Origin of the sequence: Dysgonomonas sp. 37-18 (assembly GCF_001899125.1) — a bacterium.
Lineage (GTDB): Bacteria > Bacteroidota > Bacteroidia > Bacteroidales > Dysgonomonadaceae > Dysgonomonas.
Genome location: NZ_MKVC01000041.1, coordinates 205543 through 221595, shown reverse-complemented (window position 1 = coordinate 221595; position 16053 = coordinate 205543). Strand labels below are relative to the sequence as shown.

The 16053-nt window shown below is 40.1% G+C and carries 13 protein-coding genes; 10 read left to right on the top strand and 3 right to left on the bottom strand.

Annotation, left to right across the window (positions count from 1 at the left end):
- Window positions 1-191: 191 nt before the first annotated feature.
- The 3 genes from dxs to BGO84_RS16330 are packed head-to-tail and all read left to right on the top strand — an operon-like array spanning window position 192 to window position 4955.
- Complete coding sequence (gene dxs, locus BGO84_RS16340) at window positions 192-2138, top strand: 1-deoxy-D-xylulose-5-phosphate synthase (RefSeq protein ID WP_291030804.1); 1947 nt, start codon at window positions 192-194, stop codon at window positions 2136-2138.
- Between the two features lie 6 nt (window positions 2139-2144).
- Window positions 2145-3482: a Trk system potassium transporter TrkA gene (trkA, locus tag BGO84_RS16335; protein ID WP_283685719.1), complete on the top strand. Its 1338-nt coding sequence runs from the start codon at window positions 2145-2147 to the stop codon at window positions 3480-3482.
- Window positions 3483-3497: 15 nt separating this feature from the next.
- Window positions 3498-4955 (top strand): TrkH family potassium uptake protein, encoded by a 1458-nt coding sequence (locus tag BGO84_RS16330; RefSeq protein WP_291030802.1) that lies wholly within the window; start codon window positions 3498-3500, stop codon window positions 4953-4955.
- A gap of 3 nt (window positions 4956-4958) precedes the next feature.
- Here the strand turns inward: BGO84_RS16330 and BGO84_RS16325 are convergent, their stop codons facing one another.
- From BGO84_RS16325 to BGO84_RS16315, 3 genes are read right to left on the bottom strand one after another with little or no spacing between them, the layout of a single operon-like run.
- Window positions 4959-5720 (bottom strand): ABC transporter permease, encoded by a 762-nt coding sequence (locus BGO84_RS16325; protein ID WP_135106765.1) that lies wholly within the window; start codon window positions 5718-5720, stop codon window positions 4959-4961.
- Window positions 5720-6439 (bottom strand): ABC transporter ATP-binding protein, encoded by a 720-nt coding sequence (locus BGO84_RS16320; protein WP_291030800.1) that lies wholly within the window; start codon window positions 6437-6439, stop codon window positions 5720-5722. Before BGO84_RS16320 ends, BGO84_RS16325 begins: the two co-directional genes overlap by 1 nt.
- A gap of 5 nt (window positions 6440-6444) precedes the next feature.
- The gene (locus BGO84_RS16315) at window positions 6445-7383 is read right to left on the bottom strand and encodes a MetQ/NlpA family ABC transporter substrate-binding protein (RefSeq protein ID WP_291030798.1); all 939 of its coding nucleotides are present in this window, start codon (window positions 7381-7383) and stop codon (window positions 6445-6447) included.
- A gap of 380 nt (window positions 7384-7763) precedes the next feature.
- Here BGO84_RS16315 and hisS point away from each other — a divergent pair, with 380 nt between their 5' ends.
- From hisS to mraY, 7 genes are all read left to right on the top strand, one after another.
- Complete coding sequence (gene hisS / locus BGO84_RS16310; protein WP_291030796.1) at window positions 7764-9122, top strand: histidine--tRNA ligase; 1359 nt, start codon at window positions 7764-7766, stop codon at window positions 9120-9122.
- Between the two features lie 243 nt (window positions 9123-9365).
- Entirely contained in the window at window positions 9366-9827 is a 462-nt protein-coding gene (locus BGO84_RS16305) for a division/cell wall cluster transcriptional repressor MraZ (protein ID WP_135106757.1), read from the top strand.
- A 2-nt stretch (window positions 9828-9829) separates the two neighbouring features.
- Entirely contained in the window at window positions 9830-10741 is a 912-nt protein-coding gene (gene rsmH / locus BGO84_RS16300; protein ID WP_291030794.1) for a 16S rRNA (cytosine(1402)-N(4))-methyltransferase RsmH, read from the top strand.
- A 1-nt stretch (window position 10742) separates the two neighbouring features.
- On the top strand, window positions 10743-11072 hold the full coding sequence (locus BGO84_RS16295) for an FtsL-like putative cell division protein (protein ID WP_006841453.1): 330 nt from the start codon (window positions 10743-10745) through the stop codon (window positions 11070-11072).
- A 20-nt stretch (window positions 11073-11092) separates the two neighbouring features.
- On the top strand, window positions 11093-13294 hold the full coding sequence (locus tag BGO84_RS16290) for a penicillin-binding transpeptidase domain-containing protein (RefSeq protein ID WP_291030792.1): 2202 nt from the start codon (window positions 11093-11095) through the stop codon (window positions 13292-13294).
- Between the two features lie 16 nt (window positions 13295-13310).
- Window positions 13311-14762 (top strand): UDP-N-acetylmuramoyl-L-alanyl-D-glutamate--2,6-diaminopimelate ligase, encoded by a 1452-nt coding sequence (locus BGO84_RS16285; protein WP_291030790.1) that lies wholly within the window; start codon window positions 13311-13313, stop codon window positions 14760-14762.
- A 22-nt stretch (window positions 14763-14784) separates the two neighbouring features.
- Complete coding sequence (gene mraY, locus BGO84_RS16280; RefSeq protein ID WP_283685712.1) at window positions 14785-16047, top strand: phospho-N-acetylmuramoyl-pentapeptide-transferase; 1263 nt, start codon at window positions 14785-14787, stop codon at window positions 16045-16047.
- Window positions 16048-16053 lie beyond the last annotated feature (6 nt).

Genomic DNA, 16053 nt, shown 5'->3' with positions numbered 1-16053 from the left:
CGGACTACATGCTTGTTTACATTCTATTTACAAAGAACATTAATCAATCTCTTTTGTTTATATTATTATAACTAGGTCTAATCCTGTCTTATTTTTAAGAGAATATCTTATTCTAAATAGCTTTTGTTTTATATATTTGCTTGTTTATTACAATAGTAATAAAGATTTTTCTTCATTCCAATAGAATTTTTATGGACGAACAAAACAACAATATATCAGTATTACAGACAATAAACTCTCCCTCTGACCTTAAAAATCTAAGCATCGAGGAGCTTGAGTCTCTATGTACTGAACTTAGAAGTTTTCTTATTGATCAACTAAGCAAAAATCCCGGACATTTTGGCTCCAGTCTCGGTACAGTAGAGCTTACTGTGGCTCTGCATTACATATACAACACACCTTACGACCGCATTGTATGGGATGTGGGTCACCAAGCATATAGCCACAAAATACTGACAGGCAGAAGAGACCTGTTTCATACAAATCGTAAATTTGGTGGTCTTTCAGGGTTTCCAAATCCAAAAGAAAGCGAATACGATGCCTTTATTGCAGGACATGCTTCAAATTCAATTTCGGCAGCACTAGGTATGGCTGTCGCTTCCTCTCTCAAACATGAGAAGAGGCATGTGGTAGCCGTAATAGGTGATGGATCAATGACCGGAGGATTAGCTTATGAAGCTCTCAACAATGCAAGCTCTCAACCAAATGATATCCTTATCATACTCAATGATAATGATATGGCTATAGATGATAATGTTGGGGGTATGCGCGATTATTTGGTAAAAATGACTACCTCGCCCACCTATAACAGGGTAAGGAATGATGTTTATCAAAAGTTCAAGAAAGGAAACCTTATCACCGAACAAGGTAAAAATCTTATCCTTCGTTTCAACAATAGCTTGAAATCACTGTTGACCAAACAACAAAACATGTTTGAAGGCTTTAATATACGATATTTTGGCCCTATCGATGGACACGATTTACCAAACCTGATTCGGATACTACAAAATATAAAGGATATGAAAGGACCTAAGATTCTACATATCCACACTATTAAAGGAAAAGGATTTAAGCCGGCAGAAGTTTCGGCTACAGTATGGCATGCTCCGGGTAAGTTTGACAAAGAAACCGGAGAACGTATTGTGACAAAATCAAAAGATCAGCCACAACTCTTTCAGGACGTTTTTGGACATACGCTTGTAGAACTGGCTAAGAAAGATAAACGCGTTGTAGGTATTACACCTGCTATGCCTACCGGATCGTCTATGACCTATATGATGAAAGAATTCCCGGACAGGGCATTCGATGTAGGTATTGCCGAAGCACATGCTGTCACCTATTCGGCCGGATTGGCAAAAGAAGGACTATTACCGTTCTGTAATATCTACTCATCATTTATGCAACGAGCTTACGATCAGGTCATACATGATGTAGCACTTCAAAAACTGCATGTAATTATGTGTCTCGACCGAGCAGGATTGGTAGGAGAAGACGGACCAACACATCATGGGGCATTCGATCTTGCTTATATGCGCTGTGTCCCGAACCTGACTATCGCCGCTCCTTTCGACGAGCATTATTTGCGCCACTTGATGTATACTGCTGCTTACGGTAACGAAGGACCATTTGTGATCCGATACCCAAGAGGACAGGGTATATTGAAAGATTGGGAATGCGAAATGCAAAAGCTGGAAATAGGAAAAGGACGCAAGTTGAAAGATGGTAAAGATCTTGCCGTTTTATCAATAGGCGCAATAGGAAATACTGCACGTGAAGCTATCCACATCGTTGAAGACGAAGGCTATTCTATCGCACATTACGACATGATATTCCTTAAACCTTTGGATACTGCAATCTTAAAAGAGTTGGCAGAGAATTTTACCCATGTACTGACGATCGAAAACGGTGTTATCAACGGAGGATTCGGTAGTGCTGTTTTAGAATACTTTGCTGACAATAACTATCTGAACATAAATGTAGTGCGTGCAGGCATACAAGATAAATTTGTAACACACGGTTCGGTTGCTGACCTGAAAAAACTATGTGAGCTTGACATACAAGGATTGGTAAAACGAATGCAGTCTATCTTGCATAAACAAATAAGCCCTAATAATATAGAAGAAAAAATATATAAGTAAGAGTCGATGAGAATTGTAATTGCAGGTGCAGGTGCTGTAGGAACACATTTAGCAAAACTATTATCAGCAGAAAACCAAGACGTTGTACTCATGGACGCTGATAAAGAGAAGCTCAACTTCCTTGGCTCTAATCTTGAAATAATGACGATGACCGGGTCTTGTACTTCCCTAAAAGATTTGATGGAGGTGGATATAAAAGAAGCGGATTTCTTTATTGGTGTCACCCCTGACGAATCTACAAACATAACAGCCTGCTTATTGGCTGCGAATATGGGAGCAAAAAAAACCTTTGCTCGCATCGATAATTACGAATACCTCTTACCCAAGAATAAAGAGTTTTTTGAAAAGCTAGGGATCAACTCTATGGTTTATCCCGAAATGCTTGCTGCAAAAGAAATAGTATCAGCCTTAAAACGTCCGTGGGTACGCCAATGGATAGAACTTTGCGATGGCAATATATTACTCGCCGGAATCAAAATAAGAGAAAACTCGGAGTTGGTAAATAAATACCTCTTCGACTTAAGCAGCAAAGACAAAAAATTCCACATCGTTGCCATTAAACGAAAGAATGTAACTATCATTCCTACAGGAAAGGATATGGTTTTAGCGGGCGACATCGTATTCTTTACTGCAACAAAAGAAAACGTGAACGAACTACCCGTAATAGCAGGCAAAGCCAGTTTTGAGGTAAAGAACATTATGATAATGGGTGGAAGCCGTATAGCTATCCGTACCTGCCAGTATTTGCCGGACAATACAAACATCAAACTATTAGAATCCGATAAAGAGAAAAGTTACCAACTTTTAGAAAAGCTACCAAAGAATGTAACCGTGTTTCATAATGACGGACGCAATGCAGAGTTTCTTTTGCAAGAGGGAATCAAGGATATAGACGCATTTGTGGCTGTAACCGGGAACTCGGAAGCTAACATTCTCGCATGTATGGCAGCCAAACGCTTTGGAGTACGCAAGACTGTAGCCGAAGTAGAAAACATGGACTATATGTCGATGGCTGAGAATCTGGATATCGGTTCTATTATAAATAAGAAACTAATAACAGTAAGCAACATATACAGATTTCTGCTCAGTGCAGACGTATCTAACGTAAAGTCATTAACAATCGCCAATGCAGACGTAGCGGAGATTATAGCTCGACCGAACTCTTATGTAACCAAGAAGGAGGTAAAAAAGCTAACGCTACCCAAGAATGTTACTTTGGGCGGATTGATACGCAATGGAGAACCGATGATGATTGATGGTGATACTTTGATAGAGCCTTACGATCATGTAGTCGTTTTCTGTTTGGATGACACCCTACGTGATGCCGAGAAAATGTTCCATTAACAGGATAAAAAGTACATGAGCAATTTTAATTACCGGTTTGTACTAAAAACAATTGGATTTTTGCTTGTCATCGAATCGCTATTCATGATGAGTGCTACCATTGTTTCATTTTACTTACACGAAGCGGCCGGCGACGCAATGCTCATAAGCTCTACAATAACATTCTTTGCAGGAGCTTTAATCCGATTGGTAGGAACCGAAGATTTCCCAAAACCGATCGGAAAACGAGAGAGCTTCTTTATGGTGGCTATTTCGTGGATCGTACTATCTGCATTCGGTATGCTTCCTTATTATCTGAGCAACTCGATACCCAACGTCAGTAATGCCTATTTCGAAACCATTTCGGGACTAACAGCAACCGGTGCAACCATCCTAAACGACATAGAGAGTATGCCCAAGGGACTTCTCTTCTGGCGCAGTATAACCCAATGGATGGGAGGATTAGGAATCGTATTGTTCGTGGCCACGATCCTACCCATGGGAGGTAATGCATCTGTAATGTACGATGCTGAAGTCACAGGGATAGGCTACGATCGTTTTCGCCCCCGCATATCACAAATAGCTAAACGGCTATGGCTGGTTTATATATTCCTTACAGGAATTCTTGTCATACTCCTTTGGATAGGGCCAATGAGCTTGTTCGACGCTGTTTGCCATGCTTTTACAACAATATCCACTGCCGGATTTTCAACAAAACAAGATAGCATCGCCCATTGGAATTCAGCCTATATAGAATATGTCATTACCCTCTTTATGTTCATCGGAGGAATAAACTTTACGCTGATCTACTTCTTTATGAAAGGCTGTGCCAAAAAGTTGTATCAGAATGAAGAATTTAAATGGTATGTATCTATTATCATTCTCTTTGTTGTCATTATTGCCATCGGGCTTTACAGTTCGGGCAAGATAGAAGGAGTAGAAAAAGCCTTCCGAACATCGTTGTTTCAGGTCGTATCGATGCTTACCACCACCTGCTTTTCTACTGACAATATAATAAGTTGGGGTTCTTTCTATCAGTTCTTAGTTGTCATCTTTATGGTCTTCGGAGCATGTGCCGGATCTACTGCGGGAGGTATCAAGATCGTGAGAATCATTATCTTGTTTAAGAATTCAATCAATGAGTTTAAACGTCAGGTACACCCCAATGCCATACTCCCTATCCGATTGAATAACCATGTGATTTCGATAGACGTAGTAACCAAGGTCTTAGCTTTTATCTTCTTATACCTTGCCATCCTTATTTTCAGCTGTTTACTTTTGTCCTTATCGGGAATGCAATTCGAGAATGCTCTCGGAGCAGCAGTTTCATGCCTCGGAAACGTGGGTGGCGGACTGGCAGAGATAGGCAATACAGGTAGTTTCTCGGAAGTACCAACCGAGTCGAAATGGTATCTCAGCTTCCTGATGCTGACAGGACGTTTAGAGCTATTTACTGTACTTTCTTTATTTATGCCTGCTTTCTGGAGAAGATAACAATCATATATTCTTCCACTTACACAATACACTATCGAGCAGATCGACGATCAGGAATAAGATAAAACCGATCAGAGAAAGAACAATTATACCAAAATACATTTGGACGTAATCTACACGCATTTGCGAATCGGTAATGTAAAATCCCAATCCTTTATCCGTTCCGAATGTTTCAATAAAGAATAAGGCCGATGTTGCGATACCCAATGCCACACGAAGCGAAGAAAAGACTTCGGGCAAAATAGCAGGCAAGGTAATATGTCTCATTTTTTGTAAGCCCGTTGCCCCAAATGAAATAAGAACATAGTAATTTTCTTTCGATATATTTTTTACAGCATCACGTATCGTTATGATCAACTGAAAAACAACGATCAATATAACAATAACAATCTTTGATGTTTCACCCAAATCGAATAATACCATGATGATAGGCAAAAGAGCTAATTTAGGAATAGGATAAGAAAAATAAATCATAGGCCCTAACAGACTATTCACCCTCTTACTATATCCCATCCATACACCTAATACTAAAGCTATCCCCAAAGATATACCTATGCTATATGCTATCCGTCGCAAGCTGGCGAATGTGTGGTCTAATATCCCGTTTTCGAAAGCTTTGGAGTATCCACCATAAACCTCTGTAGGGAAAGGCAGTGCCTTCAGGCTAAGACCGGCAGCAAGAATATACCATATAACATTAAACAGGATAAAGCCGCCTATTATGTAGCCGAAATAATTGAAAATATGTTTTCTACGCTTTGTCATCAATACCCTATTTTATTGATAATAGATGCCACAAACCTCAACTTTTCCTCTTGGTACTCAGATACGTTGAACAAGGGGTTTTCTACCTGATGAATAATTCTTCCCGGAGATTTGCTCATTACAATAATATGCTCGCCAATAGATACAGCCTCATGTATATTGTGTGTGATAAACAAAGTGGTTACTTTGTATTTCTCCCACAGGCGCAGAAAAAGCCGTTGCGATGCTTCGGAAGTAAATGTATCTAATGATGAAAACGGTTCGTCCATCAACAGAATATCGGGCTGAGAAATAAAGGCACGAGCCAGAGCCACACGTTGTTTCTGCCCCCCACTCAATTGCGAAGGATAACGGTTTTGAATATCATCAATCTCTAACGAGTTGATAATCTCTGAAACTTCTGCCTCTCTCAACACCTTAGTGCTATTGAGCTTATAAGAGAGGAAGATGTTTTCTTTCACAGTCTTCCATTCCAGCAAACCATAGTGTTGAGGTACATATCCTATGGATACTTCTCTGGGTGTAAACGCTTTCCCATTAAAAGCAATCTGCCCGCTATAATTTCTTATGATCCCGCAAAGCACCTTCAATAAAGTAGACTTGCCGCATCCCGAAGGGCCTATGAGCGAATATATTTCTCCCTTTTTTATAGTCAGGGAGAAATCATTCAAAGCTACAGTATTTCCGTATTTTACCTCCAGGTTTTCTATCGACAGCATCTCTATTATTTAGTCAGTTGATCATTTATAAGATTCTCAACTTTGAAATCAGCTTTAAGCAGATTTTTGCCTCCAAGCCAGCTTATCACTTGTTGTATATCTTTGTCTGCAACAGTTACAGGCTGAGCATCGGTATAAGCAGGTAGAGTGACTTTCTCAGCAACAGGCTCAGGAAACTGAAGCTCTTTTACCAATATATCTTTTATATCTGCTACAGTATGTGAGTTGAGATAAGCAACGCCATCATTGTATGCGGCATACATTTTCTTAATAGCCTCACTCTTCGTATCTATCACCTTCTGTGAAAAAACAATACCTGTAACAGTATATTTCAAGCTATCCATAGATACAAGCAGCTTGCAACCGTCACTTGCAGCAATCAGAGCAAACGGATTAGGTAATCCCGTAGCATCTATTTTATTATTCCGCAACATCTCGAAGCGAGTCGGAATTTTATTTATCTCCACTTTCTCTACATCATTAGGAGTAAGGCCTACACTAGCCAAAGCCATATCTACACAGAAATCGATCACTGTATTTTGAGAAACGGCTATCTTCTTGCCTTTCAGATCCGACAAGTTATTTATCTCCGACTGCGCACCGGCTACAATATAAAAAGGTGCTTGACATTTAGAAGTAAGCTTCATATCAAACCCACCCGAAGCCAGCAATGCCGCACTGGTATAGTCGGTTACTCCTCCGTCTACAGCTCCGCTCTGAAAAGCCATATCTCGTTCATTGGCAGACATAAATTTTTGAATTTTTACGTCTACACCATGTTTTGCAAAGTAACCTTCACGCTGAGCTACTGCAAGAGGAAGATAATCCATCGAAGACATCACTCCTACCGTAAGCGTTTGCACCTCTGCACTTTCTTGTTTTTTACCGGAACAAGCACTTAGCAATAAACTGATAGATAGAATTGAAAATATAATATGTTTCATAATTTGTATAAATAAAATAATATGTGATTACAAAAATAAGGGAAATAAATCAATAAAATTAGCAGAACGACCACAAAGAAGCAGCACATCCTCTCTCATATATCCAACTCCAAATTATTAAAAGGTGACAACCAGCGGTCACAGGAGCGAAGCGTATGTAAAGGTGACAGTTTTCAGCACTTTTTATATTGTCACTTCTCATCATAACCAAACAACGACTAAAAGCCATCATATATAAGACAATTACGTCATTAATAAATAATACGACAATTATCATAAAACTGAAAATTACCCCCTGACATTAAATATCTCATGCCCCTGACCTTTTACTCACAACTTCTTTTTACCTTTGCATCCTGAATATTTTTAATCGATAAGTAATGTCACAACCTTCAATTCCTAAAGGAACAAGAGATTTTTCGCCGGAAGAAATGGCGAAGCGTAACTATATTTTCGACACTATCCGTGAAGTTTTCAAACTCTATGGCTTTCGTCAGATAGAAACTCCGGCAATGGAAAACCTATCAACACTGATGGGAAAATACGGAGAAGAGGGAGATAAGCTTCTATTCAAGATACTCAATTCGGGCGATTACCTGAAAGATTTGTCCAATGAAGAATTGTTGGAGAAAAACTCTACCCGCCTTGCGACTAAAATAAGCGAGAAAGGACTTCGTTACGACCTCACTGTGCCATTTGCACGCTATGTTGTAATGCACCGAAACGAAATAACATTCCCTTTCAAACGTTATCAGATACAACCCGTTTGGCGCGCCGACCGACCACAAAAAGGACGTTACCGCGAATTCTTCCAGTGCGATGCAGACATCGTTGGCTCCGACTCCCTTATCAACGAAGTAGAGTTGATTCAAATAGCAGATGAAGTATTCAGCCGCTTCGGCATTCGGGTGAGCATAAAACTCAACAACCGCAAGATACTGTCAGGTATTGCTGAGATTATTGGAGAGGCCGAAAAAATTACAGACATTACTGTTGCTATCGACAAACTAGATAAAATAGGTCTGGAAAAGGTAAACGAAGAACTTGCTTCGAAGGGTATTCCACAAAAAGCGATCGAACAACTTCAACCTATTATCCTTTTGCAAGGAACAAACGAAGAGAAATTAAATACCTTGAAAACGGTTCTCAAAGATTCTGAAACCGGAATACAGGGCGTTAACGAACTTGAATATATACTCAACAAACTAAAAATTGTAGGAATCCGTTGCGAGCTTGAGCTCGATCTTACTCTTGCCAGAGGATTGAATTACTACACGGGTGCTATCATCGAAGTAAAAGCTCTTGATGTGCAAATAGGCAGCATCACCGGAGGTGGACGCTATGATAACCTGACAGGTATTTTCGGATTGTCAGGCGTTTCGGGCGTAGGTATTTCCTTCGGAGCAGATCGCATATTCGATGTATTGAATCAACTCGATTTATACCCAAAAGATTCGATACAGAACACACAGGTTTTGTTTGTCAACTTCGGCGAAAAAGAAGAAGACCACATATTGCCTCTGATCTTAAAAATGCGTCAGGAAGGAATCTCTACAGAGATATTCCCCGAATCGGCAAAGATGAAAAAGCAAATGTCGTATGCCGACTCTAATAAAATTCCTTATGTCGCTATAGTTGGTGAAAATGAGATAAATGAAAACAAAATTACACTGAAAGAGATGACTTCCGGCGAACAGAAATCATTAACCCTCGAAGAATGCATATCCATCCTTAGCTAATTTATTAACAGACATATTAATAAGTCCTGCCTTAGTTATTAACAAGGCAGGACTTATTTGTATATAAACACCTAATAATCAACAAACATATTCTTATCTCCCATTGTTAATATTGTGTTTACAACCTGTTCATTTCATGTTGAAAACTTTTTCATACATTTTAAGTGGGGAAAGGTGGGGAAAAGTGTATAAATTTTATACCTTTACGTCGAATATTGTATATTGTTAAAATTCAAAGTATTAATGTTACAGTTTTTGGGAAATATCGAAGCAAAAATAGACGCAAAAGCACGTCTTTTTGTACCTGCTTCTTTTCGTAAGATATTGCAATCTTGCGACCAAAACACATTGATACTCAGAAAAGATCTATTTCAGAACTGCCTCGTTCTCTACCCGCTGGTAGTATGGGAGGAGGAAGTTGCGAAATTACGCTCACGCCTCAATAGGTGGGACATGGAGCAGCAAGCTTTGTTTCGTCAATTTGTTGTTGACGCCGAACGCCTCGAGATGGACACCAACGGACGTATCCTTATACCAAAAAGATACTGTCAGATGGTGGGGATTATTACAGACGTAAGATTCTTAGGAGTAGACAATACAATCGAAATTTGGACAAACGATGCTCTGGATAAAACGCTGATACCTGCCGAGGAATTCAGTGCTCGCATTCAGGCATTAATGAATAACAGCTCACAAAACGACTAATCATGGCCGATGCATATCACATACCGGTTTTGCTTCACGAGAGTATTGACGGGATGAATCTTCACCCTGATAGTATTTGCGTCGATGTTACATTTGGCGGTGGCGGACACTCGAGAGAAATACTGTCACGTCTCGGAGACAAAGGGCATCTCTATGCGTTCGATCAGGATGAAGATGCGATAAACAACATTGAAGCTAGCAGTAAGTTCACTTTCATCCGCAGCAATTTCCGATATCTTAAAAATTTCATCAAGTATCATAATGTAGACGGTGTAGATGCTATACTGGCTGATTTGGGCGTTTCGTCACATCACTTCGATGCTGAAGACAGAGGATTCTCTTTCCGTTTCGAGGATAGCGACTTGGATATGCGTATGAATCGTAAGGGAGGAAAAACGGCTGCGCAGATACTAAATACATACACAGAGGAAAAACTGGCAGATGTTTTCTACCTGTATGGTGAACTGAAACAATCGCGGCGAATTGCTTCCGTGATTGTGAAAACAAGAAAAGAAAAACCTTACAAGAAGACAAGTGATTTGCTTGCAACACTCAATTCATTTGTAGGAAGGGGAGAAAAAGAGAAAAAGATACTGGCTCAGGCATTTCAGGCTCTTCGCATAGAAGTAAATGAAGAGATGGAAGTATTGAAGGAGATGTTGGAGCAGGCTCTTGACATACTAAAACCGGGGGGACGGTTGTCAGTCATTACATACCATTCGCTCGAAGACCGTATTGTCAAAAACTTCTTTAAGACAGGAAATTTTGAAGGCAAAGTAGAAAAAGACTTCTTCGGAAACTTCGAAACTCCGTTCAAGCTGATAAACAATAAAGTAATTACTCCATCGAAAAACGAGGAAGAACGCAACCCCCGATCAAGGAGTGCTAAACTAAGAGTTGCAGAAAAAGTTTGATATGACAGTAAAAGATATAAAAAAGAAGATCATGTATATTCTTGGGGGGACTGTTCTCACCGAGGATTTCTTTTGGAAAAACGCACGTTTTATCATCACGGTCTTCGTTATTATTGTGCTGTACATCAGCAATAGGTATAGCTGTATAGAGAAAATGGCGAAAATAGAATCTCTTCAGCGCGAACTAAAAGATGCGAAGTATGAGTCTCTCACCATATCGGCCGAGCTGATGGGTGTAAGCCGCGAATCGAAAGTAGAAGATATGGTTCAGAAAAACGGTGTTGATCTGAAACAAACAAAAGACCCAATATATAAACTGGGAAAGAAATAAATAGCAAGAAAGAATAGAAGATGGCGAAAAAATCTGAAGGAACATCAAAGAATATAGCGATCAGCCGATATGGGTGGATTGCACTTATTATGTCCCTGATATTTATTGCAATTCTAATATGTATATTCAATATAAAGTATGTAGAAGGCCCCATGTGGCGCGAACTAGGCATACAAGAAACCGTAAAGAAAGATAGAGAAATACGCCCCAACAGAGGTAATATTTATGCCGACGACGGACGCCTGCTGGCAACAAGCGAACCCCTCTACGGAGTATATGTCGACTTTATGGCCGATGGCATAAAGAAAGATACATTAATGAAATACGTTACGCCTCTGTCACAAGCTCTAGCGAAGAAGTTTCCCGACAGAAGTGCAGCCCAGTACAAAAGAGTAATATTAGACGGATGGGACTTGAGCCGTAAAGAGCTCGCCCAAATAGAAAGGAATAGGGAGAGCGGTTCAAACCAAAAAGTAAAGGTTCGCAGCCGCTATGTGCGCATTATTCGTCCTGATATAAACTATATAGACCTAAAAGAGGTTCTCACCTACCCATTCTTTAGTCAAAGAAGCAATAGAAGCGGCTTGTTTACAGAAGAAAAAACAATGCGTTTAAAACCTTTTGGTCGCCTCGCAGGAAGAACCGTAGGATCTATATACAAAGACTTCGACGCAGGAGGAGCCAGTGGTCTGGAACTAAAATACGACTCTATACTAAAAGGAATTCCGGGTCTGAAAACACGCCAACGTGTACAGGGTCGCTGGATAGACGTTGTATTGAACGAGCCAACTGATGGATGGGATATAAAAACCACTTTGAATGTAGATGTCCAAGACTTAGCAGAGAAAGCTCTCTACAACAAGCTGGTAGAAACCAATGCCGAATCCGGATGTGCTATTGTAATGGAAGTGGCTACAGGGGAGATAAAAGCCATAACCAATCTCGACCGCATGTCGCCCGGTGTTTATGCCGAAGGTAATCCAAATGCTTTTTCGTACATGTCCGAGCCGGGGTCTACCTTCAAGACAGTGTCACTGATGATTGCCCTCGAAGACGGAGTAGTGACCCCCGATGAAGAAATCTTTGTCGGCAACGGTTTGTTCGAATATAAGGGACGCATCGTAAAAGACCATGACTGGCGCAAAGGACAAGACAAAGGCTATGTAACAGTGGCGAGAGGAATGTACTCTTCGCTGAATGTTGCTATCGCAAAAATGATATTAAAAGGTTATGAAAATAATCCTCAAAAATATGTACAGCGCATACATGATCTGGGGCTTACAAAAAAAATAGAATGGGATGTTCCACTGCAAGGAAAAGAAGGAACTTCTGTCATTCGCTTCCCCGATGACAAATCAAACCCATGGTCTAAAACCACATTACCGTGGATGTCATTCGGCTATGAGACACAGGTACCACCTATTTACATGCTAATGTTCTATAATGGTATCGCAAATAAAGGGAAGATGATCAAGCCGTTTCTCACCAAAGCCTTCATGAGAGACGGAAAAATAGAAGAAGAATTTGAAACCGAGATTATAAATCCTTCATTATGTTCCGAAAAAACCCTCAAAGAGGTGCAAGATATTCTAAGAGGTGTTGTAACCGATGGTACAGGAAAAACGATTGAATCTGAAATGTTTCCTATCTCAGGAAAAACAGGAACAGCGATGATTGCAGCCAGAGGGGGATACGAAGGGTATTATGTATCATTCTGTGGATACTTCCCATCCGACAATCCCAAATATACTTGCTTTGTAGGCATACGCAGACCACAGGGAATTCCATCGGGGGGACTTATGCCGGGAGCGGTATTCAAAACCATTGCCGAGGGAATATATACGCGAAATACTGTAGCAACCCCTATCCTTGCTCAGAAAGATACAGTAAACTCACTTATACCTATCGTTAAAAGCGGTTCGTTCAAAAATACAGAGATTGTTTTGAAAAAATTAAAACAAGATTACAACTATTCGGGAGATAAAGTAGAGTGGATAAATACAGACTCTTCGATCAATGGTATTCTTCTTCAAAGCAATTCTTCTATCAAGCAAGGATTAGTCCCTAACGTCATAGGAATGGGCGCACGTGATGCCATATATTTATTAGAGCTTGAAGGACTGAAAGTAAACCTTATAGGTGCAGGAAAAGTGAAACAGCAATCTATAGCTCCGGGAACAAGAACAACGAAAGGAGCAACCATAACCATAGAATTAAATTAACGAAAAAAATACAGATATGAAGTTGCAGGATTTACTTAAAAACATAGATGTAATAGAAATAAAGGGAGAACAGGATATAAATGTAACCGGAGTTTTTACAGACTCCCGCAAGGCAACTCCCGGATCGGTTTTCATTGCTCTTAAAGGCGTTCAGGTGGATGGTCATCTATATATAAAAAACGCTCTGGAACTAGGGGCTAAAGTTATTCTTCACGAAAGCAAAATAGATACTTCTAACGAAGGCATCACATATATAAAAGTAAAAGACAGCGCCGATGCTGCCGGAAAGATAGCCACACATTGGTATGGCGACCCATCAAACAATCTGAAGCTGGTAGGTGTGACAGGCACAAACGGAAAAACAACAACAGCCACACTACTTTATGAGATGTTCCGCAAGCTGGGATATAAAGTAGGCTTGTTGTCAACCGTAGCCAATTATATAGATGGCAAAGTATATCATGCCACACATACTACCCCCGACCCTATTTCGTTGAACGAAATGCTCAAAAATATGGTAGATGCAGGGTGCGAATATGCCTTTATGGAAGTAAGCTCGCACGCCATTCATCAGAAACGTATAAGTGGTCTAAAATTTGAAGGGGGAATATTTACCAACCTTACACAAGATCATTTGGACTACCATAAAACAATGGGCGAATACTTAAAAGCGAAGAAAGCTTTCTTCGACCAACTACCGGAAACAGCATTCGCTCTTACCAATATCGATGATAAAAACGGATTGGTAATGTTACAAAACACAAAGGCTAAAACAAGTACTTATTCTGTTCATTCTTTAGCCGATTTCAAAGCACGAATCATCGAAAAACACTTCGATGGTACTGCAATAGAAATCAATGGCAAAGAGTTGCAAGTACAGTTTGTGGGAGTATTTAATGTATACAACCTGCTTGCTGTTTACGGGGCAACCATATTGTTAGGACAAAGCTCGGAAGAAGCTCTGCTTGTACTTAGTACTCTGAAACCGGTATCAGGACGCTTCGAGACAATCCGTTCATCTCAAGGCTTTACTGCAATTGTAGACTATGCGCATACGCCCGATGCTCTCACCAATGTATTGGAAGCAATACACGAGGTATTGGAAGGAAACGGCCGTGTAATAACAGTTGTAGGTTGCGGAGGAAACAGGGATAAGACAAAACGTCCGATCATGGCACGCGAAGCTGTGCGTTTGAGCGATCAGGTTATACTTACTTCCGACAACCCTCGCTACGAAGAGCCGCAAGCTATAATCAATGATATGGCAGATGGGCTAAACAGCGAACAATTGAAAAAAGCACTTCTGATTGTAGAACGTGAACAGGCCATAAAAACAGCATGTGCATTAGCTAAAGCGGGAGATGTAATCCTCATTGCAGGAAAAGGGCACGAAGATTATCAAGATGTAAAAGGAGTAAAACATCATTTTGATGATAAAGAAATAGTTAAGAACATTTTTGGAGAATAACTAGAAAAATAAGAAAGACAAGATGCTATATTATTTATTCGATTACTTAGACAAATTAGATTTCCCGGGAGCAGGGATGTTTCGCTATGTCTCATTCAGGGCAGCCATGGCTGTAATATTCTCCTTGCTGATTTCTACGATTATAGGAAGACGGATCATCGACAAATTGCAAAAACTGCAAATCGGTGAAACAGTCCGTAATCTTGGTCTTGAAGGACAACTAAGTAAAAAAGGAACCCCTACCATGGGCGGTGTTATCATTATTATAGCAATACTAACACCTGTACTACTTTTTGCCCGAATAGACAATGTATATATCATTCTCATGTTGATTACAACAATATGGCTTGGTGCACTGGGCTTTCTGGACGACTATATAAAAGTTTTCAAAAAAGATAAAGAAGGGTTACAAGGTAAATTTAAAATAGTGGCACAGGTCGGACTGGGATTGATAGTGGGTCTGACAATATACCTGAGTCCCGATATAATCATCCGCGAGAATATAGAATACCGTAATCAGGACAATGTAATAGAGCGTGTAAGTTATGTAGCTGAAGGAGTAAAATCCACTCAGACAACAATCCCATTTATGAAAAATAACAACCTCGACTACGAGGATCTTGTTGGCTTTATGGGAGAATATGCCGAACCGGCAGCATGGATACTGTTTGTGTTCATCGTTATTTTTATTGTAACTGCCGTCTCCAATGGTGCCAACCTTACCGACGGACTGGATGGGTTAGCAGCCGGAAGCTCTGCCATTATCGGGGTAACACTCGGCATACTCGCGTATGTATCCGGACACATGGAGTTTGCCTCTTACCTTAATATTATGTTTATACCTGGCAGTCAGGAACTCGTAATATTTGCCGCTGCATTTATCGGGGCTACAATTGGATTCCTTTGGTATAACGCCTTCCCGGCACAGGTTTTCATGGGAGATACGGGTAGTCTGACATTAGGGGGAATTATCGGTGTTTTTGCAGTTGTAATTCACAAAGAATTGCTACTCCCTATTCTCTGTGGAATATTCTTTGTAGAGAGTATTTCGGTAATGATGCAAGTGGCATTCTTTAAATTCACAAAGAAAAAATACGGAGAAGGCAGACGTATTTTCAAAATGACTCCTTTGCACCATCATTTCCAAAAAGCAGGAAATTCGGGAATACAAGCCTTGTTTCAAAAACCAATAGGGCCTATACCCGAGTCGAAGATTGTAGTCCGTTTTTGGATTATTGGAATTATTCTGGCAGTACTTACATTGGCAACATTAAAAATGCGATAAAAATAA

What these genes read in the sequence shown, in the direction of transcription:
- dxs (WP_291030804.1), top strand. Translation starts at nt 192, where the DNA reads ATGGACGAACAAAACAACAATATATCAGTATTACAGACAATAAACTCT.
- trkA (WP_283685719.1), top strand. Translation starts at nt 2,145, where the DNA reads ATGAGAATTGTAATTGCAGGTGCAGGTGCTGTAGGAACACATTTAGCA.
- BGO84_RS16330 (WP_291030802.1), top strand. Translation starts at nt 3,498, where the DNA reads ATGAGCAATTTTAATTACCGGTTTGTACTAAAAACAATTGGATTTTTG.
- BGO84_RS16325 (WP_135106765.1), bottom strand. Translation starts at nt 5,720, where the DNA reads ATGACAAAGCGTAGAAAACATATTTTCAATTATTTCGGCTACATAATA.
- BGO84_RS16320 (WP_291030800.1), bottom strand. Translation starts at nt 6,439, where the DNA reads ATGCTGTCGATAGAAAACCTGGAGGTAAAATACGGAAATACTGTAGCT.
- BGO84_RS16315 (WP_291030798.1), bottom strand. Translation starts at nt 7,383, where the DNA reads ATGAAACATATTATATTTTCAATTCTATCTATCAGTTTATTGCTAAGT.
- hisS (WP_291030796.1), top strand. Translation starts at nt 7,764, where the DNA reads ATGTCACAACCTTCAATTCCTAAAGGAACAAGAGATTTTTCGCCGGAA.
- BGO84_RS16305 (WP_135106757.1), top strand. Translation starts at nt 9,366, where the DNA reads ATGTTACAGTTTTTGGGAAATATCGAAGCAAAAATAGACGCAAAAGCA.
- rsmH (WP_291030794.1), top strand. Translation starts at nt 9,830, where the DNA reads ATGGCCGATGCATATCACATACCGGTTTTGCTTCACGAGAGTATTGAC.
- BGO84_RS16295 (WP_006841453.1), top strand. Translation starts at nt 10,743, where the DNA reads ATGACAGTAAAAGATATAAAAAAGAAGATCATGTATATTCTTGGGGGG.
- BGO84_RS16290 (WP_291030792.1), top strand. Translation starts at nt 11,093, where the DNA reads ATGGCGAAAAAATCTGAAGGAACATCAAAGAATATAGCGATCAGCCGA.
- BGO84_RS16285 (WP_291030790.1), top strand. Translation starts at nt 13,311, where the DNA reads ATGAAGTTGCAGGATTTACTTAAAAACATAGATGTAATAGAAATAAAG.
- mraY (WP_283685712.1), top strand. Translation starts at nt 14,785, where the DNA reads ATGCTATATTATTTATTCGATTACTTAGACAAATTAGATTTCCCGGGA.